A 20,687-nucleotide genomic window follows, 5' to 3' on the forward strand; every position below is an offset into this window, starting at 1 on the left:
ATCAGATTGGACGGGCTTGGGTTTCTACCGCGGTCCGAAAAGAAAAAGGCGAATCTATTAAATTCCAAAAACGCCGTGAATGGATGCATGAGAGCAAGCCGGCTTTTGGCAAGTTCTTGCGCTTCCCAAAAGCTTGCCTTGTGCTATAATGTAACCGATTCCATAGAGTTCAGCAGAATGTGTCACGGGGGAAGCGCGGATGAAGAAGATGATGATGGTTTACCTGGTATTAATCATTGCGTTTGGCGTCTATGTATTTATGTACCGGATGGATGACAAGCGTTCTTCTGCATGGCCGGACGGCGGGCTGCACGGCAGCATCGGGGAGAACTATGTGATGGTGACCTTCCAATCCGGAATGGAATATTGGAAAAATATTTTGAAAGGATTCGAAGATGGCGGCGATGCCCTCGGCGTGTCCGTCGAGTACCATGGAGCCACCCAGTACGACGTGCAGGAGCAGATCACCGTGCTAGAGCAGGTTATTGCGAAGAAGCCTGCCGGCATCGCGCTGTCGGCCATCGATTCCGACGCTCTGACCGCGACGATCGACAAAGCGGTGGACGCGGGTATTCCCGTCGTCCTGTTCGACTCGGATGCCCCGGACAGCAAGGCGTATTCTTTTCTCGCAACCAATAACTACGATGCGGGCGTGGCGGCCGCCGATAAGATGGCGCAAATCGTCGGCCGGCAGGGCGAAGTCGGCGTCATCACGCAGTCCGGCCAGCAAAACCACAGCGACCGCACGTCTGGTTTCAAGGAAACGATCGCGAGCCGGTATCCGGCGATGTCGGTGGTTGAGGTGAAGGAAGGAAAAGGCGACGCCATGATCGCCAAAGCCGCGGCCGCGGACATGCTGGGCAAGCATCCGGACCTTAAAGGCATTTTCGTCACCGAAGCCAGCGGCGGCACGGGAGCGGCGGACGCGGTGATCGCTGCGAACCGGACCGGGAAAGTGAAGATCATCGGGTTTGATACGAATAAAGAGACGCTGGACCGGATATCCGACGGCACGATTTCAGCGACAATCGCGCAGGGGACATGGAATATGGGCTACTGGTCGCTGCAGTATTTATTCCATCTTCATCATGGGCTGACCGTCCCCGCACCGACGCTGGGCAACGATGTATCCCCGCTGCCGCCGCGGGTGGATACCGGCATTACGATCGTTACCCGCGAGAATGTGAAGGATTATTATGCGAAATAAACTTCATCATAACTGGCGGCAGCGTCTGCTGAAGTGGACCCGGTTCGGCGATCTACCGCTGCGGTACAAGCTGGTCATCCTTTTTCTGATGGTAGGCATTCTTCCGTCAATTGCGCTCGGCGCATTGGTCAACTGGACGGTCAATCGGATCGTGGATGGGCAGGTCACGGCGAACACGGTGCAGCTTATCGGCAAAGTCAATCAGACGCTTGATAACGATATGGAAAACTTGCAGAACATTACTTATTTGATCGGCTTCGACCCGGCCATCAACAGGTTCCTGAACGGGCAGATTGCCGCTGAAGGGGCGGGTGCCACCGGAGGAGCTGGTGCCGCCGAAGGAGGCTCCGGACAAGCGCAGCGGCCGCAGATCAATGACCAAATCGGAGAAGTGTACGCCTTGAAGAAGTATTTGCAGGGCTTTACAACGCTGTATCCTGAAATCGCCGCCATCCTGGTCGTGAACCAAAACGGCGATTACATCAGCAACGAAATGTATGCCCGGACACCGGCCAATTTGATCCGGGATTCGTGGTATGAAGAGGCTGCGAGTCACGAAGGGATTTTTACGGTGCTGGGGCATCCATCGGAGCGAAACGTCACCACGCATGTGCATTATGCGAACGATGAGCTGATCACGGTCGTCCGGTCCTTTGTCGATCCGGATACGCGCAAAGTAACGGGTGCCGTGCTGATCGACCTGAAGCTGCGGGCGGTGGCCAGCACGGTCCGGAACGTCACGCTCGGTAAAAACGGCTATTTAATGGTGACCGATGCCGGCGGCTCGGCCATTTACACGCCGGATGAAACGCTGGTTCGGGACATTCCTTCATCCTGGATTCCCCGGAAAGACAGCGGCATGTTCAGGCATGAGGTCGACGGCAGGCGGCTGCAGTTTATTTATGGTACCTCGTCTTTTACAGGCTGGCGGACCATCGGCGTGTTCGACAGCGGCGAAGCGGTCCGCGAAGTGCGGGAGATCCGCTTCTACGTGATCTGCTTCCTGTTTGTCGTCTGCATGTTCGGCCTAACGGCCTCGTATACGCTGTCGCAGTCCGTGTCCCGGCCGATCCGCCAGCTGATGGCATTTATGCAGAAGGCTGAATCCGGGGATTTGACGATTCGCTATTGGGGCGGAAGGCAGGACGAGGTTGGTATGCTGGGCCGCAGCTTTAACCGGATGCTGGCCGAGATCCGCAAGCTGCTGAAGCTGAGCGAGCTCCGGGAACGGCAGAAGCGCGAGGCGGAGCTGCGCAGCCTGCAGGCGCATATCAAGCCGCATTTTTTATACAATACGCTGGATACGATCCATTGGATGGCTAAGAAAAAAGGGGCCGACGATGTGTCCGACATGGTGGAGTCGCTGTCCAGGCTGTTCCGGATCGGTCTCAGCAAAGGGGATGACATCATTCCGATGACCGACGAATGGACGCATATCTCCAGCTACTTGCAGATCCAGAAGACGCGTTACCGCGACCGGCTCACCTACGAGCTGGAGCTGCCTAAAGAAGCGGAAGGGCTGTATGTGCTGAAGCTTGTGCTTCAGCCTATCGTTGAAAACGCCATCTATCATGGCATTAAGGCACGCAGGGGGCCGGGTATCATAAGGGTATCCGCTGAGGTTGAAGGCGGCCTTCTTCGTTTCATTGTTAAGGACAACGGGGCAGGGATGTCCCAGGAGCGGCTCGAGGCGCTGCGCCGCCAGCTTCGGGATCCTTTGGCCGCCATGGATCACCCTCCCGAAGAAGGAGGACCGGGCAGCCGCAGCTACGGGATGCTGAATGTGCAGGCGCGGCTTGCGCTTACATTTGGGGAAGAATACGGAATTAGCATCGAGAGTACGGAAGGTGCGGGCACGAGCGTGATGATCGAGCATCCGCTGCTGCATACGGTTCCGGCGCAGCCCGTACAAGATGGGAGAGATCGTTAATGAAGAAGCGATATCAGGTACTGATTGCGGACGATGAACCGATTATCCGGGAAGGCATCATGGATTCGGTGGATTGGGAGGCGCTTGGCATGGAGGTCGCCGGCGAAGCGGAAGACGGGGAGGAAGCGCTGGAGTTCGCCCTGCGCGAAGCGGTCGACATCGTTCTGGTCGACATGAACATGCCGATCATGGACGGCCTGACGCTGATGAAGCGGCTGAAGTCCGAACGCCCGGCGTGCCGCTTTGTCATCATTACCGGGCATGACGAATTTGCTTACGCGCAGGAAGCCATTCGCCTTGGCGTCAAGGATTATATTTTGAAGCCGGTTAACAGCGGTCATTTGCAAGAGGTACTGCAAAGCGTCAAGCAGGAGCTCGATGAGCAGCAGGTTCAGAGCCACTATTTGAAGCAGGCCTCAGAGCAGATTGAGCGGAACATCCCGCTCCTGCGGCAGCGCTTTTGCCAGGAGTGGATTCAGGGGTTGGTGGACGACGGGACCGCGCTCGAGGAGCTGGAGTTTCTCGGCCTGCCTCCCGGTTTCCCGGTAGTGTTGGGGATCGTCAGATGGCCGGAGACGGCTGCTGGCCAGACGCTGATGAAAGAGAGCGAAAGGCAGCTGTATCTGTTCGCGATCGAAAATATCGTCTCGGAGCTGCTGCAGGATAAGCCGTATCAGGTGTTCCGGGAACATACGGAATTGATCGGCATCTGCTTGTGGGAGACCGTGCCGCTGGAAATGGCCGCAAATATCGAATCGGCGGTGCAGCAATATTTGAAAATCACCGTCCAATGCCAGATTCAGGCGGTGCCTGAAGGCCCTGGTGCTATGGCAGCCGCATTCGATGCCTGCCGGGAGGCGGTGTTCCGGGACGCGCAGCTGTCCCCGCTGGTGCGGCGGGCCCGGCAGCTTATCCACGACAATTACGACCGGCCCGAACTTACGCTGGAATCGTTTGCGGAGAGCCTGCAGGTGTCGCCGGTCTATTTGAGCCGGATGCTAAAGAAGGAGCTGGGGACTTCCTTCGTCGGCTTCCTGACGCAGACGAGGATCCGCAAAGCGATCCAACTGCTGAACGCAACGAACCTGACCATCTACGAGATCGCCGAGCAGGTCGGCTACGACAGCCAGCATTACTTCAGCACGGCGTTTAAGAAGGTGATGGGCGTCTCTCCCAACCGGTACCGGCGCGGCGACGCGTATCAGGAAGTGTAGAGGCCGGGAGGAGCAGGCGGGATCATAGCAAACCCAACGACCGAAATATTCGGTCGTTTTTTTATTGGCTCGAATAGCCATACCCACGCCCACTCCTGACATTACCCGACGCAACGATCCCAACAAAGGTTTGAAATTTATAAAAAAGGTTCGATCCGTGAAAAGACCCCAGCCCGGGTCAGCGTGTATCCTTTGAAGTACAGAGAGGCTTTACGATCCATTAGATGTAAGCGCTCTCGACCTTGAGCATACCGGAAAGGAGAACGTACCGATGAAGAAAGCAATGTTAGCGCTCCTGATGGTCGCGATGCTGATGGCCCTGACGGCCTGCAATCTGGCCGAGAGCGGAGCCGGTGATAAAAGCAAGGGCTATGTCGGGCTGGCGATGCCGACCAAATCGTCCGAGCGCTGGGTGGCCGACGGCAAAAACATGGAGCGGCTGTTCCAGGAAAAAGGTTACAAGACCGATTTACAGTTTGCGGAAGACGTGGTCGAGAACCAGATTTCGCAAATTGAGAACATGATTACCAAGGGGGTCGACGTCATTGTCGTCGCCTCGATTGACGGAAACACGCTGACCGACGTCATCAAGAAGGCGCATGATCAGGGGATTAAGGTCATCTCTTATGACCGGTTAATCCGGAACACGCCGTACCTGTCCTACTACGCCACGTTCGACAATTTCAAGGTCGGCGTGCTGCAGGCTTCCTACATCGAGCAGAAGCTCGGGCTTAAGGAAGGCAAAGGCCCCTTCAACATCGAGCTGTTCGGCGGCTCTCCGGACGACAATAACTCGTATTTCTTCTACGACGGCGCCATGTCGATTCTGAAGCCGTATATCGACTCCGGCAAGCTGGTCGTCCGCAGCAAGCAGATGACGATGGCGCAGATCGCTACCCTCCGGTGGGACGGCGCCTTGGCGCAATCCCGGATGGATAACCTGCTCAGCGCCAACTACTCGAACGCGAACTTGGATGCGGTACTGTCACCGTACGACGGCATCAGCATCGGGATCATTTCTTCGCTGAAGGGCGTCGGCTACGGTACGGCGAAAAAGCCGATGCCGATTATCACCGGCCAGGACGGGGAGCTTGCTTCCATCAAGTCCATCGTTGCCGGGGAACAGACGCAGACGGTGTTCAAGGACACCCGCAAGCTGGCGGAGCAGGCGGTCAAAATGGCCGAGAACATTCTGAAGGGCCAGGAGGCGGAAGTCAACGATACGAAGTCTTACGATAACGGCATCAAGGTCGTGCCGGCCTATCTGCTGCCGCCGGTGTCGGTCGATGTGACGAATGTCGAGAAAGAGCTGGTGGAATCCGGTTATTACACCAAGGCGGAAATCGGCCTGAAGTAGTCCGAAGTTCGGAATCAACATAAGCGAAGCGAGGGGAAGGTGAAGCTCACATGTCGGAATACATTTTGGAAATGCGGAACATTACGAAGGAGTTTCCCGGTGTCAAGGCGCTGAGCAACGTGAACCTTAAAATCCGGGAAGGCGAAATTCATTCCCTGTGCGGGGAGAACGGGGCGGGCAAGTCGACGCTGATGAAGGTGCTGAGCGGGGTCTATCCGCACGGTACGTATGACGGAGAGATTTTATTCAAAGGGAAAACCTGCGAATTTAAAAATATCAAGCACAGTGAAGAGCTCGGTATCGTTATCATCCACCAGGAGCTCGCGCTGATTCCGTATCTGTCGATTGCGGAAAATATTTTCCTCGGCAATGAACGGTCGAGCCGCGGCATTATGAACTGGAACGAAACGATTACGGGAGCGAGGGAGCTTTTGGACAAAGTCGGACTGAAGGAAAATCCGAACACGCCCGTAGGCAATATCGGAGTCGGCAAGCAGCAGCTGGTCGAAATTGCGAAAGCGCTCTCCAAAAAGGTGAAGCTGCTCATTCTGGATGAGCCGACGGCAGCCCTTAACGAGGACGACAGCGAAAACTTGCTCCAGCTGATGCTGGAATTCAAGCGGCAGGGCATCTCCTGCATTCTCATCTCCCATAAGCTGAACGAGGTGTCGAAAGTATCCGATTCAATCACGATTTTGCGCGACGGCCAGACGATCGAGACGCTTGACATGAAGGGCGGGGACGTGAACGAGGACCGGATTATCCGCGGCATGGTCGGGCGGGACCTGACGAACCGTTATCCGGAGCGAACGCCGAAGATCGGCGATACCATTCTGGAGGTCAAGGACTGGACCGTATACGACGAGCAGCGGAGCGACCGCAAAATGCTGGACCAGGTCAATCTTCATATCCGGCGCGGGGAGATCGTCGGCATTGCCGGGCTGATGGGGGCCGGGCGGACGGAGCTGGCGATGAGCATTTTCGGCAAAGCTTATGGACGCAACATTTCCGGGACGCTGATCAAGGACGGGAAGCCGATCCAGAACAACACGATCACGCAGGCGATCGACAACGGCTTTGCGTACGTGACGGAGGACCGCAAGCATTATGGCCTGATCCTGATCGATGATATCAAGCGCAACATTTCGCTGACGGGGTTGCCCAAACTGGCCAAAGGCACGGTGATCGACGACAAGCAGGAGGTTCTGGTGGCGGAGGAAATGCGGCAGAAGCTGAAGATCAAGACGCCGAACATTTTGCAGAAAACGGGTAATCTCAGCGGAGGCAACCAGCAGAAGGTGGTGCTGAGCAAATGGATTTTTTCCGAGCCGGATATTCTCATTCTCGACGAACCAACGCGCGGAATCGACGTGGGAGCCAAATACGAAATTTATACGATCATCAATCAGCTGGCCGATGAGGGCAAAGGCGTCCTCGTCATTTCTTCCGAGCTCCCGGAGATTCTAGGGATCTGCGACCGCATATATGTGATGAACGCTGGCCGGATCACGGGCGAAGTGAGCCGTGAAGAAGCTTCGCAGGAGACGCTGATGAGATATATGACCAAGACTGGAGGGGCCAAGCATGGAAACGTTGGTTAAAATGTTTAAAAATAATATCCGGCAGTACGGGATGATCATCGCCCTTGTCGTCATCATGATTTTGTTCGAAATTATTACGGGCGGCCTGCTGCTCAAACCGATTAACATTACCAATCTGATTTTGCAAAACAGCTACATTCTCGTCCTGGCGATCGGGATGGTGCTGGTCATTATTACCGGACATATCGACCTGTCGGTCGGATCGATCGCCGCGTTCGTCGGTGCGGTGGCCGCCATTATGATGGTTGACCTGCACTGGCATCCGGTTGTCGCGGTTATCGCCTCCCTGGTTGTCGGCGCGCTGATCGGCGCCTGGCAGGGCTTTTGGGTCGCTTATGTAAAAATCCCGGCGTTTATCGTCACGCTGGCCGGCATGCTGCTGTTCCGCGGTTTGACGATGATCGTGCTGAAAGGGCAGTCCATCGCGCCGTTTCCGAACGGATTTCAGAAAATCAGCTCCGGCTTCATTCCGGATTTCGGCAGTGCGGGAACGAATATTGTGGCGGTGCTGGCGGGCATTCTTTTCACCGTCATCTATATCGTCAATGAACTTCGCGACCGCAGAGCGCAAAAGAAGTATAACTTTGAAGTGGTTTCCGGAGGACTGTTCATCCTGAAGCTCGTCGTCATTGCGGCCATCATCAACGCATTTACCTTTATGCTTGCGATCTACGCCGGGCTGCCGAACATTCTGATTCTACTGCTGGTGCTCATTATCATCTACTCGTTCGTCATGAACAAAACCGTGATGGGACGCCATATCTATGCTCTCGGCGGCAACGAAAAAGCGGCGGACCTGTCCGGCGTAAAGACGAAAAAGGTGACGTTTTGGGTCTTTGTCAACATGGGTGTACTGGCCGCCATCTCGGGCCTCATCTTTGCGGCACGCCTGAACGCGGCCACGCCTAGAGCCGGCACCAACTTTGAGCTGGACGCGATCGCCGCGAGCTTCATCGGCGGGGCATCGGCGACGGGCGGCATCGGAACGGTCTTCGGCGCCATTATCGGCGGCCTCGTCATGGGCGTGCTCAACAACGGGATGTCGCTCATCGGTCTGGGGGTCGACTGGCAGCAAGGGATTAAGGGCCTTGTCCTTTTGGCGGCCGTAGCCTTCGATATCTACAATAAGAAGAAAGTTACCTTCCTGAAATAATCGTCTTGCTTAGGCAGACAGATCATTTTCCATTGAAAAGTAAGGCACTGGATGACCAAGAGCCCGCAGTTATGCGGACTCTTGGTCTTTTGCTCATTCCCTACCTTTCATCATCGACGATACGGATATCCGGAAACTTCGATAAGCGGTTTTCAAGCAGTGCGGATGACATATGCCGCAAATGCAGGTTGAAGAAAGCCGTAACATACGCTCGTTGGGCTGATACAGCCTGCACCGGATCCATCGTGCCGATAGCCTCCTGTACCACTGTGCTTGGCAAGCCTAGTTTCTCTTGGAGCTGAGGCAGTATCGCCGGGTAATCCGTGAATGTGAAATGCATTCCTTTCGGGGCGCTGACGTCGAGCTTCCAGCCGGTCGAATGCGTCCACAACGACTTCCAATCGGGTCTAGTTACATGCGAGTCGGGCCGTTGTTCTTCATAATAGCCGGACCCCATCAACATAAATGGGCGATCCAGGCCTTCTTCCGCGACCGGGAGCAGGGCATCCGGCAAGTAACCGAGCGTTCCGTCCATCAGGATGCCTGCGTCGATGCGGCGGTCATCATACATCGTCTGCAAGGCGGCGGCTCCTCCGGCGGAATGGCCGAAAATGCCGATATGCGACAGATCCATCGCCTTACCCAGCCCATTAGGGAGCAGGCGCTGTGCTGCGTCGGGATTCCCGCCTGTCCGAAGGACCGCCAGCTGATCAAGGACAAACCGGATGTCCAGTTCGCGTACGTCCATAAGCTTCATAATGGTTTCTTCGCTAAGCTTCGGCAATGCCTGTATTTCCACCCTACCGCCTGGAAATTCCACCTCGGATGCGTCGTACGTATGGTCGATCGTGACGACGACATAGCCTTGACTGGCGAGCTCCTCGGCTGCGATCGTGCCGGCCGTCCGGGGGACGCCGCTTCCCGGGGAGTATAACACGACGGGGTATCGGCCATGTGCATTTGCCACCGGTGCAGCGAGCAATCCATGTGTCTTGACTTGTTCCCACTGGATAGCCCCAGGACTGACGCCGGCAGGGATCAGGGTAGATTTTTCGTAATGGGCGGCCGCCCCGGGCTGCATATAGGGAGCGAGAGCGGGACTGGCCGACTTTTGCCTTGCTGGATACCAGATGCTGATCATAAGCTCCCGCGTTTTTCCGGTCACCCACGGATCGGGCCTGCCTTTGTCGATCAGATGCATCTCCGTGGTGCCCACCGAATAGGCTCCGGTCGGTTCCGGCAGGCTGAATACAATCGGGGCGGTTTGATGCGGAGACGAAGGGGGTATTGACGGTTCGGCATACGACGTGGGGATCAAGGACGTCAACCCGCCAGCCAGGAGGATGCCTAGGGTGAGATGCCGGACAAGCCTCCATCTTTGCGGCGAGGGGAATCTTCGAGCTTTGCTTTCAATATGCATTACGTTCAGAACCTCCATGTTTAGAATAGGTCTTGCCTTCCCCATTCTACAAAAGCGAACATGAATTGCGGCTTACAAAGCGCATGGCCAACCTTACGCATTTGTCACGGTGCGCCTGTCATTTTTCCGCCGAACATAAAAACACCCCTAGGATCAGACGGTTCATCCTAAGGGGTTTCCAACATTAAATTTACGGGATGTAATGAATCAGGAACGGGGTTCGTTTACTTCAATGCGGAATAAATACTTTCCGTATACTTTGTAATCGCTTCGTCATAATCCGGATACGGATATCCGAGACGGCTTGACACCGCCTTGGAATATGTTCTGAACAGCTCGTAACAAGTAAATAAAGACTTCCACATGTGCTCGTACCCGTTCTCCGCGTAGGTTGACAGTAGAGTCTCCCAATCTTCATCGGAAAGGTAACGGTGGATAAATTTATAATTTTTTCCTACGCTAAAGGTAAACCCGTGCTCTGAGCCAATTTGCCAAGCCATCATTCTCAGCAAATTGGGCCGCGCGATCTCGTTCAAGTGGTCGATGGCAAACAGGATTTCTTTTCGCGCCAATCCCTTGACCACGTAAGTGGAAACCATCCAGAATTCATTGCAGCAATCGTCAAACTCCCTGGCTGTGGGCTTTTTAATCCAATATTGGCGGTCATCCGCGATCACTTCATGTTTGATGAGGGCATCCTTATCCAGCAAAACCTCGACCAACCCGTCGCTGTGGGTGAAATAATTCTCCGCCTCATTTAATGGAATCAGGGTCAAGTCAACTTTGTTGCCGTCTTCCAGGTGGATCAGATAGGAGAACCAATTGCCCAGTTCCGGAGGAAACAGCTCCATATCCTCAGGTTTTTGCATCATGATGCGCTTCCCTAAAAAGTCGAGCCACCCATCATGCTCCTTGAACGAATCCATCTCGGTTACAAAATAAGAAATGTCGTAATCCTGGAATGGATCCGGCGGGATATTTGTGTTGGTGCGCGATCCTTCCAGGGTCACCAATCGAATCCGGTCATCGTGTTTTGCATAATCCAAAAGCAGCTTCATCATTTCTGGCTCACTTCGCATTTTGCCTTCTACCTCCCATATTTTCTAGGACTGCGATGTCGTCCATAAAGGAAGGCGGTCCGCGAATCCGAAGGAAACAACGCTCCCGGCCTGATGCGCGTTATAACATATCCAGCCGTTTTTCCATATTCATAGCCTCCGTTTCTTGAACGATAATGTTTTATTTTACCATATATACAAGGCATGCCCCAGCAAAAAATATAACGTTTGCACCCCAGGAGGCGTTTATAATAATAGACGAGTCGAAGGAGGCGGGAGAATGGCCTTATTACGTGATAGTTCGCAGCAAGAAGAACTAAAAGCGCAGTACGATCGTCTTTGGATCGATTTTCAGCATATGGAAGATCGAAAAGTAGAGGTTGCCATGTGGGTTGAATAATCCGGGAGGAAGTGAGAGTATGTTTTATCGCAGAAAATTTTACATTGTGAAAAATGAATTTGTGGATGTTTTTAACCGCCATTTTCTTGAAACCAATTTGCCGAATCAGTTAAAGCACGGTTCCCGCCTGGTCGGAAGATGGATGGTGCCTCGTGATGAATTCACAACCGAAATGTTTGCGATTTGGGAATATGAGAGCCGCGCCCAGTACGAGGAAATTGAGGATAAGATCCGAAGCGACAAGGAACATGTACGGCGGATACAGAACTGGTACGACCAGCATGGCGGAAGGGACCGCGTGTATAGGGAGTATCTACTTGAGGTCAGAAATGAAGAGCTGATATCTACGGTTGATATAAACGAGTCGGCAGTGGCCGACGAGAAAAAATAACTATAAGCATGCATTACATTGCCGCCGCCATCTTGGGATGATACGCTTTTTGCATGTAAAATCCAGGAAGGCGGTGCTTCCAATTGGAGAGCAGGTCGAAGTGATCCCGCGCTCGCTGACGATGCATGCGGCCGGCATACTGGCTTCGGAAGGAATAGACTCGGCCCTTGACGTATACAAGTCGGGCAGCGCGCGGCGCTCAAAGCTCGGTTATGTACCGTACGAGTCCGATTTCAGCTTCCGAAGCATTGCGGGCAGGCTGCTTCAAGGCGGTGAACCGGACGGAGCCGCAGCCATCATTGATTTGGCATTGGCGCTGGATCCGGATGATGAAGAGCTCTGTTTGATGAAGGATCAGCTTGCTGATTCTATTGCGCGATCCTGACGCCATCACGGCCGTCATCGTGTTTTGAACACAAACCGGTGAAACAGGAACACAACGGCGAATGAAATCACGAGAGAGATTAACCATATCGTTATTTTTGGCGGCGTGATCGGTGGCCGGTCAGACCCGAATTCAATCGTGGACGCTAAGGGTTCCGCACGGTTTGGTTCATAGGCGGCCGTCATGTTCGCTGTATGTTTTTTGGTCATATACATGCCGAGGCCCGTCTGAATACCGGTTTGGATAAGTAGAAAACAAACGGCAAAGATCAAAGGTAAAGCGATGTATTTTAGCATAGATTCGTGAGATCCTCCGATTCTATTTTTGTTAAATGTTACCACATTTGAATCGGAATTGTCTCTATAACGATAAGCTTTTAACAAGTTGAAATCTACTGAACAAGTAGAAACACAGCAGGGGTAGCTGATATTAAAGATTCTTGGAAATGATGCCAAGGATCTTTTTTAGTTGCTTAAGCCGCCGATATGATGGTCGTTCAGCACGGGAGGTTGATGGGTTCTTTTTTTCATAGAAGCATGTGCCTCGGGGATCGTCTAAGATTATAATAGATCCGTGGCCGGGTGCAGCCGTCACAGACGTTAACCTATCGTAAATGGAGAGTAGTCATGTTCAAAAAAATCTTTATCTTAATGTTCATTTGTGTCCTTTGGCTTCCGGCAAATCTGGAAACAGTTCAGGCTTCGGGGTTTTCGACATGGGAAGGAACGATTCTTACGAAACACAGCCCTATATCCGTGGTCACCAGTCCGGCGGTATCCCCCAAACTTTCGGATGATGAAACGAAGCGATTAAGAGAGGCATACGGCCTCGAACAGCCCGAAACGGAGCCAAGGCAGAGCATCGGCGATTTCGGCGCCAGCTTGAGTGTGCAAGAGCTGTTGGCATGGGCATTCGCCTTATTCCTGTCCTGGGCATGGCTGTGATGCAGATTACAGAACCTGATCCAGCCCTGTGCTATGATGGGTTCGGTTGAGAAAGTGATTATTTTCACAAAATGGACGGGGGAGATTGGACATGGCTCATCTATCGCTGATAGGCATCTTGCTGCGGTTCGTTCTCGGAGGCGGAGCTGTGGTGGCGGCATCGCTTATTGCCAAACGCACGGGAGGAGCCATCGGCGGCATATTCGCCGCGTTTCCCGCCGTTTTTCTCGCGGCGCTGCTGACGATGAGGTTCGATTACGGGGCCCGTGAGCTGGTTGCCCATTCCATCGATCTGTCCCAGGGGGCTTTGATCGGTATGGCGATTAATGTGGCGTGCGCGGCAGCAGCAGGCTACTTGTGCACCAGCAAAGGATGGAAGAAGGGGCTGGCTTTGTCCGTGGGCGGCTGGCTGTTCGTTTCGTTCACGATATCCTATGTGTTGTTCAGCTTGTAAAGGGGGAATTATGAAATGAAATTACGGGAGCTGCTGCTTCGGTTCGTGCTGGGCGGTCTGGCGGTCGTATTGAGCTATATGGCGTCGGTCCTGCTGCCGTGGAAGGCGCTTGGCGGTATTTTCGCGGCGTTTCCCGCCGTGATGGTTGTCGCCGTGCTGATGGTCGGCCTCAGCCAAGGCTCGGAAAAGGCGGCCGCGGTTGCCAGAGGTTCGGTATACGGGATGGCCGGCTGCGCCGTCTGCGTCGTTACGGTCGGGTATGCTCTGAAAATAACCGGCGCCTGGTGGCCCAGTCTGCTGCTTGGACTTACGGGCTGGTTTGCCGGTTCGTTTGCGCTGCTGAAGGTGAGGGAGAAAATGCAAAAAATTCAGCAAATGCACCGGCTGCCGCGGAAACAGACCAAGCATGTGTAATGGCCTACTTGCGTCAAGGATCAGCCATATGCAGGGATGCAGGACGTTTCTGTCTTGGTGTGATATTTTTCACAGCGCAGAGTGTCCAGCCGTTTTACAATAAAGTCATGCAAGAGTCCTTTCCCGTTGAAGGAGGCAGATTCCATGGCTACACACATTCATGGCAAACATTTTGAAGTGACACCGGCACTGCAGGCGTATGCCGAGCAGAAGATCGGTTCGGCCCAATCCTGGTTTGACGAGACGGTAACCATCCACGTCACCCTGCTGCTTCAGGCCCGGAAACAGGAGCATGTCGTTGAAGCTACCATTCCCTATCACGGCATGGTCTTCCGGGTCGAAGTGAAGGATACGGACATGTATGCCGCCATTGACCAGGCCGCGGATAAGCTGGATCGCAAGCTCCGCAAGTACAAGGAGCGGGCGCGCCGCAAACTGCTCAGCCAAGGCCGCGCGGTCGGCGCCGGCATCCAGGACGGCGGACAGCCGGAACCGGAAGCGCCGGAAGAAGCCTTTGTCATTGCAAAAGAAAAGCGGCTCGTGATGAAGCCCGTGGATCTGCAGGAGGCCGTGCTTCAGATGAACTTGCTGGACCACAGCTTCCATCTGTTCTTGAACCGGGATACCAACCGTGAGGAAGTCGTTTACCGCAGGGCGGACGGCACTTACGGGCACCTCTTTGCTGATTAAGCCAGGTTTGTTGTCTTCAAGTCTTGATGACTCCTAACTGCTATTCCTTTGTCGCCGAATGGAGAGCCATAGCTCCATTCGGTATTTTTTTGTCAGATGAGAGTATTTCGCAGAAAATCTCCCGTCTTCTCTGAACGTTTGCCGATAATTCAGATTGTTCCCTGCTGCTTGGTGAATTGTGAAAAAGCGCCTTAGCACCGCATTTTTCGGACCTTAAAATTTTATAGATCGATGTGAGTATTGTCATAGTTAGCCCCCATGGGGTTCCAGTAGGATGAACTCATCAAGGAGATGAGGGACCGGCAAAGGTCTCCAAGGAGGAGAAAATTATGGCTGTTAAAGAAAGCAAGCTGGAAACAAAGAACTCCGCCCAAGAAGAAGTGAACCGATTGGTCACCCGCGCCAGGAAGGCGCAGGAAGCTTACCTGAACATGAATCAAGAGGAAATTGACGAAATCGTACAGGCGATGGCGCTGGCCGGTTTGGACTGGCACATGCCGCTCGCAAAGATGGCGGTCGAAGAGACCGGCCGGGGCGTCTACGAGGACAAAATCACCAAGAATATATTCGCGACGGAATACATCTATCACAGCATCAAGCATGACAAGACGGTCGGCATCATCGAGGAGAACGCGTTCGAGAGCTACAAGAAGGTTGCCGAGCCGGTCGGCATTATCGCCGGCGTTACCCCGGTGACGAACCCGACGTCCACGACCATGTTCAAGACGCTGATCGCAACGAAGACGCGCAATCCGATCATCTTCGCCTTCCACCCTTCCGCCCAAAAGTGCAGCGCGGAAGCGGCACGCACGCTGCGTGACGCCGGAATGGCGGCCGGCGCGCCGGAGCACTGCGTGCAGTGGATTGAAACGCCGTCCCTGGAAGCGACGCAGCTGCTGATGAACCACCCCGACGTGGCGCTCGTGCTGGCAACCGGAGGCTCGGCGATGGTGAAATCCGCCTACAGCACGGGCAAACCCGCGCTTGGTGTCGGGCCGGGCAACGTTCCATGCTTCATTGAGCAGTCTGCGGATCTGAAGCAGGCCGTGACGGACCTGATCCTGTCGAAGACGTTCGACAACGGCATGATCTGCGCTTCTGAGCAGGCGGTCATTATCGAGGAGCCGGTGTACGACCAGGTTCGGAAGCTGATGAAGGACAGCGGCTGCTACTTCCTGAACAAAGCTGAAACAGAGGCTGTGTCCAAGCTGGTCATCAACAGCGAGAAGTGCGCGGTGAACGGGGTCACCGTCGGCCAGCCGGCGGTAAAAATCGCCGAAATGTCCGGTATTCAGGTGCCGCAGGACACCAAAATCCTCGTGGCTGAGCTGGCGGGCGTAGGTCCCGCCTACCCGCTGTCCGCAGAGAAGCTGAGCCCGGTGCTGGCCTGCTATAAGGTCAAGACGGCGGCGCAGGGCATCGAGCGCGCGGCCGAAGTGGTCCAATTCGGCGGCATGGGACACTCGTCCGTCATTCATTCGAACGACGACGCCGTCATCCAGGCGTTCGCGAACCGCCTGCAGACCGGGCGCGTGATCGTCAACTCGCCTTCGACGCACGGGGCGATCGGCGATATCTACAACACGAACCTGCCGTCGCTGACGCTCGGCTGCGGTTCGTACGGACATAATTCGACGACGTCCAACGTCACGTCGGTGAATTTGATCAACGTCAAGCGCGTAGCTTACCGGACAGTGAACATGCAGTGGTTCAAGGTTCCGCCGAAGGTCTATTTCGAGAAGGGCGCGACGCAGTATCTCGAGAAAATGCCGAACATTTCCCGCGTGCTGGTCGTCACCGACGCGATGATGGTCAAGCTGGGATACGTCGAGAAGGTGGAATACTACCTGCGCAAACGCGTCAACCCGGTGGCGGTCGAAGTGTTCTCCGACGTGGAGCCGGATCCGTCCGTCGAGACGGTAGAGCGCGGCACGAAGCTGATGGATAGCTTTAAGCCCGACTGCATTATTGCGCTCGGCGGCGGCTCCCCGATGGATGCGGCCAAGGCGATGTGGCTTTTCTACGAATATCCGGATACCAGCTTCCACTCGTTAAAACAGAAGTTCATGGATATCCGCAAGCGGGTTTATAAGTATCCGCGGCTTGGTGAAAAGGCTCAGTTCGTAGCGATCCCGACCACTTCGGGCACCGGCTCGGAAGTGACCTCCTTTGCGGTCATCACGGACAAAAAAGAGGGGAATACGAAGTATCCGCTTGCGGACTACGAGTTGACGCCTGACGTGGCGATCATTGACCCGGAATTCGTGTACAGCCTGCCGAAAACGGCGGTGGCCGACACCGGGATGGACGTCCTTACGCATGCCATCGAGGCGTACGTATCCGTCATGGCGAGCGATTACACCGACGGTCTGGCGTTACATGCGATCCGGCTGGTGTTTGAAAATCTGGAAAAGTCCTTTCATACGGCGGATCCACTGGCTAGGGAGAAGATGCACAACGCCTCGACGATCGCCGGCATGGCGTTTGCCAACGCCTTCCTCGGCATCAACCACAGCTTGGCTCACAAGTGGGGCGGCCAGTACCACACGGCCCACGGACGGACCAATGCGATCCTGATGCCGCATGTCATCCGGTACAATGCGCAGAAACCGACGAAGTTTGCTTCGTTCCCGAAATACAACCATTTCGTGGCCGACCTTCGCTATGCGGAAATCGCCCGGATGCTCGGCCTGCCGGCCCGGAATACGGAGGAAGGCGTCAACAGCCTGATCGACGCGGTGCGTAAGCTGAACCAGTCGCTGGGCATTCCGGAGAAACTCCAGGATCTCGGCTTTGATCCGGTTGATTTTGAAGCTAAACTGGATTATTTGGCTGACCGTGCGTTTGAGGATCAGTGCACGACGGCCAACCCGCGGATGCCGCTGGTCAGCGAGCTGGCAGACGTTTACCGTAACGCCTTCTACGGCAAATTCTAGGAGCTGCACCGCATGATCCAGCCGGCTGCCGACCGAAAGCGTCGGCAGCCTTCTTGTCTCGGAATCGTGCTGTGCGTTTAACGCAGTGGAAAGGAGTGATTCATATGCTGTCCGGCGTTATTTTGGCAGGCGGCAATCATGGTTCTACGAAAGGCGAATCTACCGTATTCCGGAGGATTCAAGGAGAAACACTGCTGCAGCGGCAGATCCGCGAAATGCGGAAGTGCTGCGGCGAAATTACGATCGTGGCGGACGATCCTCGGCCGTTTCTTCGTCAGGTTGACCGGGATATCCGGATTATTACGGACTACTATGTCGGAAAAGGAATGCTGGGCGGCATGCACGCGGGCCTCTCCCTGTCCAAACACCGGGCCGTGTGGATCATCGGCTGCCATATGCCGTATCCCTCGGTAGATGCCGCGGAGCTGATGGCGCTGAGGCTGGAGGAAGGGCTCGACGCCGTCCTGCCGATGATCGGCGGCAGGCTCCATCCGCTGCACGGTATTTATGACCGCTCCTGCGCCGTATATTTCGGGCAGTTTCTGGAGAACGGTCATACGGAAGCGGATGGTCTGGTACACCAGCTTCGTTATCAGGCGGTTGCCGAAACGGACTTCGGGTATCAAGGCATGGACGTCGGCTTTGTTCGCACACTCGAAGAAGGTGGAGAGGCGCTGACTGGCTTCTTGGCTGGCGAAGGCCAAGCATCAAAATCGTTCAAATAAAAAAAATGCGGCAGCGAGAAAAGTGAGAAAAATCACTGTCATTAACCTGTGAAAAAAGTAACATGAAAGCATAGAAAACGGAGGTGCTTGATCATGGCGATGAAAGAAAGCGAAGTAAAGGACCGGGCTGGATTTGAGGAGGCCTGGCGCGAATTTGCGGGAGGCAGCTGGCAGAAGAACATGGACGTCAATTCATTTATCGGGCGCAACCTTACGCCTTATGAGGGAGATGAGCAGTTCCTCGCGCCGCCTACGGCGAACACGCTGGAGCTGTGGAAACAGGTCAGCCGGCTGCTGAAGGAAGAGCGGGAACGGGGAGGCGTTCACGACGTCGATGTCAACACGGTTTCCACCATTACCTCGCATGCACCGGGATACATCGACCAAGACAAGGAAACCATCGTCGGATTGCAGACCGACGCGCCGCTTAAGCGTGCCGTTCAGCCGTTCGGCGGCATCCGGATGGTCGCCGATGCCTGCAATGCGTACGGCTATCAGTTGAACCCCGAGCTGGAGCGCATTTTTACCGATTTGCGCAAGACGCATAACCAAGGCGTGTTTGACGCCTATACTTCCGAGATGCGCGCAGCCCGCAAGGCCGGCATCATCACGGGCCTTCCGGATGCTTACGGGCGGGGCCGGATTATCGGCGACTACCGCCGCGTGGCGCTGTACGGCGTCGACCGCCTCATTCAAGGCAAGAAGGAGGAGCTGCTCCAGCTCGAAGTCGACGCGATGAGCGAAGAGGTGATCCGGCTGCGCGAAGAGCTGTCCGAACAGATCCGAAGCCTCGGCGAGCTGAAGGCGATGGCCGCATCTTACGGACATGATATCTCGAAACCCGCGATGAATGCCAAAGAGGCGGTACAGTGGCTCTACTTCGCTTATCTGGCAGCCATCAAGGAGCAGAACGGAGCGGCGATGAGCCTTGGCCGGGTATCCAGCTTCCTGGACATTTATATCGAGCGCGACCTTGCGGAAGGCACGCTGACGGAGAGCCTGGCGCAGGAGATCGTCGACCATTTCGTCATGAAGCTGCGGATCGTCAAATTTTTGCGCACGCCGGACTACAACGAGCTATTCAGCGGAGATCCGACATGGGTGACCGAGTCGGTCGGCGGCATGGGACTTGACGGCAAAACGCGCGTGACGCGGAACTCCTTCCGCTTCCTTCATACCCTCTACAATCTGGGGCCTGCCCCAGAGCCGAACCTGACGGTGCTGTGGTCTGCGCAGCTGCCGGAGAACTTCAAGAAGTTCTGCGCCAAAGTATCGGCGGAGACCAGTTCAATCCAGTATGAGAACGACGACCTGATGCGTCCGCACTTCGGCGACGATTACGGCATCGCCTGCTGCGTATCCGCCATGCGGATCGGCAAGCAAATGCAGTTCTTCGGAGCCCGGGCGAACCTCGCTAAGGCTTTATTGTACGCCGTTAACGGCGGCGTGGACGAGAAGAGCGGAGCCCAGGTCGGACCGGCCATTGCCCCGATTACGTCCGAGGTGCTGGACTATGAGGAAGTGAAAGCGAAGTTCGACGTCATCCAGGATTGGCTGGCGAAATTGTACATCAACACGCTGAACGTCATCCACTACATGCACGACAAATACTGCTACGAGCGTATTGAAATGGCCCTTCATGACCGGGACATCGTCCGGACGATGGCTTGCGGCATCGCCGGCCTGTCGGTCGTGGCCGACAGCTTGAGCGCCATTCGTTACGCGAAGGTCCGCCCGATCCGCAACGAAAAAGGGATCGCGATCGATTTTGAAATCGAAGGCGAGTATCCGCAGTACGGCAACAACGACGACCGGGTCGATCAGCTTGCCGTGGAGCTTGCGGAAGGGTTCATGAACCGGCTGCGCAAGCATAAGACTTACCGCGGCGCGATTCCGACCATGTCGGTTCTGACGATTACGTCGAATGTCGTATACGGCAAGAAGACGGGCAGTACGCCGGATGGCCGCAAGGCGGGCCAGCCGTTTGCACCGGGGGCGAACCCGATGCACGGACGCGACCGCAAAGGCGCGCTCGCTTCGCTGGCTTCGGTTGCCAAAATCCCTTACGAGCACAGCCTGGACGGCATTTCCAATACATTCTCGATCATTCCGAAGGCGCTCGGCAAAGAGGACGCGGCCAGACACAGCAACCTGGCGGCGCTGCTGGACGGCTATACCGCAAGCGGCGGACATCATCTGAATGTCAACGTCTTTAATCGCGAGCAGCTGCTGGATGCGATGGAGCATCCGGAGAATTATCCGCAGCTGACCATCCGGGTATCCGGGTATGCGGTCAACTTCATCAAGCTGACCCGGGAGCAGCAGCTGGATGTCATCAGCCGCACGTTCCACGGAGAGATTTGACCGTTACAATTTGCAAAGCAATAAAACCATGAATTCAAGGAATT

The 20,687-nt window shown here is 55.1% G+C and carries 17 protein-coding genes; 15 read left to right on the top strand and 2 right to left on the bottom strand.

Features of this window, described 5'->3' with window-relative positions; genetic code table 11:
- Positions 1 to 199 precede the first annotated feature (199 nt).
- The 6 genes from FHS19_RS01185 (at position 200) to mmsB (ending at position 8,462) form a co-directional block, all read left to right on the top strand.
- Complete coding sequence (locus FHS19_RS01185; protein ID WP_183577491.1) at positions 200 to 1,207, top strand: substrate-binding domain-containing protein; 1,008 nt, start codon at positions 200 to 202, stop codon at positions 1,205 to 1,207.
- The gene (locus tag FHS19_RS01190) at positions 1,197 to 3,137 is read left to right on the top strand and encodes a cache domain-containing sensor histidine kinase (RefSeq protein WP_183577494.1); all 1,941 of its coding nucleotides are present in this window, start codon (positions 1,197 to 1,199) and stop codon (positions 3,135 to 3,137) included. Before FHS19_RS01185 ends, FHS19_RS01190 begins: the two co-directional genes overlap by 11 nt.
- Positions 3,137 to 4,351, top strand: a complete 1,215-nt coding sequence (locus tag FHS19_RS01195) for a response regulator (protein WP_183577497.1) — start codon at positions 3,137 to 3,139, stop codon at positions 4,349 to 4,351. Before FHS19_RS01190 ends, FHS19_RS01195 begins: the two co-directional genes overlap by 1 nt.
- Before the next feature lie 271 nt (positions 4,352 to 4,622).
- Positions 4,623 to 5,708 carry a multiple monosaccharide ABC transporter substrate-binding protein gene (chvE, locus tag FHS19_RS01200; protein WP_183577500.1) on the top strand — a complete coding sequence of 362 codons (1,086 nt, stop codon included), beginning with the start codon at positions 4,623 to 4,625 and terminating at the stop codon, positions 5,706 to 5,708.
- A 50-nt stretch (positions 5,709 to 5,758) separates the two neighbouring features.
- Complete coding sequence (gene mmsA, locus FHS19_RS01205) at positions 5,759 to 7,309, top strand: multiple monosaccharide ABC transporter ATP-binding protein (protein ID WP_183577503.1); 1,551 nt, start codon at positions 5,759 to 5,761, stop codon at positions 7,307 to 7,309.
- Positions 7,293 to 8,462 carry a multiple monosaccharide ABC transporter permease gene (gene mmsB, locus FHS19_RS01210; RefSeq protein WP_145156564.1) on the top strand — a complete coding sequence of 390 codons (1,170 nt, stop codon included), beginning with the start codon at positions 7,293 to 7,295 and terminating at the stop codon, positions 8,460 to 8,462. Before mmsA ends, mmsB begins: the two co-directional genes overlap by 17 nt.
- 100 nt (positions 8,463 to 8,562) lie before the next feature.
- Here the strand turns inward: mmsB and FHS19_RS01215 are convergent, their stop codons facing one another.
- Both FHS19_RS01215 and ant(6) read right to left on the bottom strand, forming a co-directional pair.
- Positions 8,563 to 9,882 (bottom strand): alpha/beta hydrolase family protein, encoded by a 1,320-nt coding sequence (locus FHS19_RS01215; RefSeq protein WP_183577506.1) that lies wholly within the window; start codon positions 9,880 to 9,882, stop codon positions 8,563 to 8,565.
- A gap of 224 nt (positions 9,883 to 10,106) precedes the next feature.
- Positions 10,107 to 10,961: an aminoglycoside 6-adenylyltransferase gene (gene ant(6), locus FHS19_RS01220; protein WP_183577508.1), complete on the bottom strand. Its 855-nt coding sequence runs from the start codon at positions 10,959 to 10,961 to the stop codon at positions 10,107 to 10,109.
- Positions 10,962 to 11,359: 398 nt separating this feature from the next.
- Here ant(6) and FHS19_RS01225 point away from each other — a divergent pair, with 398 nt between their 5' ends.
- From FHS19_RS01225 to pflB, 9 genes are all read left to right on the top strand, one after another.
- Positions 11,360 to 11,731 (top strand): NIPSNAP family protein, encoded by a 372-nt coding sequence (locus FHS19_RS01225; RefSeq protein WP_183577510.1) that lies wholly within the window; start codon positions 11,360 to 11,362, stop codon positions 11,729 to 11,731.
- A 49-nt stretch (positions 11,732 to 11,780) separates the two neighbouring features.
- Positions 11,781 to 12,116: a hypothetical protein gene (locus tag FHS19_RS01230; RefSeq protein ID WP_183577513.1), complete on the top strand. Its 336-nt coding sequence runs from the start codon at positions 11,781 to 11,783 to the stop codon at positions 12,114 to 12,116.
- A 626-nt stretch (positions 12,117 to 12,742) separates the two neighbouring features.
- A complete protein-coding gene (locus FHS19_RS01235) occupies positions 12,743 to 13,060 on the top strand; it encodes a hypothetical protein (protein ID WP_183577516.1) in 318 nt (105 codons plus the stop codon).
- 91 nt (positions 13,061 to 13,151) lie between these two features.
- The gene (locus tag FHS19_RS01240; RefSeq protein ID WP_183577519.1) at positions 13,152 to 13,514 is read left to right on the top strand and encodes a DUF3147 family protein; all 363 of its coding nucleotides are present in this window, start codon (positions 13,152 to 13,154) and stop codon (positions 13,512 to 13,514) included.
- 15 nt (positions 13,515 to 13,529) lie between these two features.
- Positions 13,530 to 13,928: a DUF3147 family protein gene (locus tag FHS19_RS01245; protein ID WP_183577522.1), complete on the top strand. Its 399-nt coding sequence runs from the start codon at positions 13,530 to 13,532 to the stop codon at positions 13,926 to 13,928.
- Positions 13,929 to 14,072: 144 nt separating this feature from the next.
- Complete coding sequence (gene hpf, locus FHS19_RS01250) at positions 14,073 to 14,618, top strand: ribosome hibernation-promoting factor, HPF/YfiA family (protein ID WP_183577525.1); 546 nt, start codon at positions 14,073 to 14,075, stop codon at positions 14,616 to 14,618.
- A 329-nt stretch (positions 14,619 to 14,947) separates the two neighbouring features.
- A complete protein-coding gene (gene adhE, locus FHS19_RS01255; RefSeq protein WP_183577528.1) occupies positions 14,948 to 17,554 on the top strand; it encodes a bifunctional acetaldehyde-CoA/alcohol dehydrogenase in 2,607 nt (868 codons plus the stop codon).
- A 104-nt stretch (positions 17,555 to 17,658) separates the two neighbouring features.
- A complete protein-coding gene (gene mobA, locus FHS19_RS01260; protein ID WP_183577532.1) occupies positions 17,659 to 18,279 on the top strand; it encodes a molybdenum cofactor guanylyltransferase in 621 nt (206 codons plus the stop codon).
- Between the two features lie 93 nt (positions 18,280 to 18,372).
- Positions 18,373 to 20,643: a formate C-acetyltransferase gene (pflB, locus tag FHS19_RS01265; RefSeq protein ID WP_281382253.1), complete on the top strand. Its 2,271-nt coding sequence runs from the start codon at positions 18,373 to 18,375 to the stop codon at positions 20,641 to 20,643.
- Positions 20,644 to 20,687: the final 44 nt, after the last annotated feature.

The organism is Paenibacillus rhizosphaerae (assembly GCF_014192015.1).
GTDB classification, from domain to species: Bacteria; Bacillota; Bacilli; order Paenibacillales; family Paenibacillaceae; genus Paenibacillus_AQ; species Paenibacillus_AQ rhizosphaerae.

Coding starts and splice junctions, on each gene's coding strand:
- mmsA (WP_183577503.1), top strand. CDS start 5,759: ATGTCGGAATACATTTTGGAAATGCGGAACATTACGAAGGAGTTTCCC.
- FHS19_RS01195 (WP_183577497.1), top strand. CDS start 3,137: ATGAAGAAGCGATATCAGGTACTGATTGCGGACGATGAACCGATTATC.
- adhE (WP_183577528.1), top strand. CDS start 14,948: ATGGCTGTTAAAGAAAGCAAGCTGGAAACAAAGAACTCCGCCCAAGAA.
- FHS19_RS01235 (WP_183577516.1), top strand. CDS start 12,743: ATGTTCAAAAAAATCTTTATCTTAATGTTCATTTGTGTCCTTTGGCTT.
- mobA (WP_183577532.1), top strand. CDS start 17,659: ATGCTGTCCGGCGTTATTTTGGCAGGCGGCAATCATGGTTCTACGAAA.
- chvE (WP_183577500.1), top strand. CDS start 4,623: ATGAAGAAAGCAATGTTAGCGCTCCTGATGGTCGCGATGCTGATGGCC.
- FHS19_RS01190 (WP_183577494.1), top strand. CDS start 1,197: ATGCGAAATAAACTTCATCATAACTGGCGGCAGCGTCTGCTGAAGTGG.
- FHS19_RS01240 (WP_183577519.1), top strand. CDS start 13,152: ATGGCTCATCTATCGCTGATAGGCATCTTGCTGCGGTTCGTTCTCGGA.
- FHS19_RS01225 (WP_183577510.1), top strand. CDS start 11,360: ATGTTTTATCGCAGAAAATTTTACATTGTGAAAAATGAATTTGTGGAT.
- hpf (WP_183577525.1), top strand. CDS start 14,073: ATGGCTACACACATTCATGGCAAACATTTTGAAGTGACACCGGCACTG.
- mmsB (WP_145156564.1), top strand. CDS start 7,293: ATGGAAACGTTGGTTAAAATGTTTAAAAATAATATCCGGCAGTACGGG.
- pflB (WP_281382253.1), top strand. CDS start 18,373: ATGGCGATGAAAGAAAGCGAAGTAAAGGACCGGGCTGGATTTGAGGAG.
- FHS19_RS01215 (WP_183577506.1), bottom strand. CDS start 9,882: ATGCATATTGAAAGCAAAGCTCGAAGATTCCCCTCGCCGCAAAGATGG.
- FHS19_RS01185 (WP_183577491.1), top strand. CDS start 200: ATGAAGAAGATGATGATGGTTTACCTGGTATTAATCATTGCGTTTGGC.
- FHS19_RS01245 (WP_183577522.1), top strand. CDS start 13,530: ATGAAATTACGGGAGCTGCTGCTTCGGTTCGTGCTGGGCGGTCTGGCG.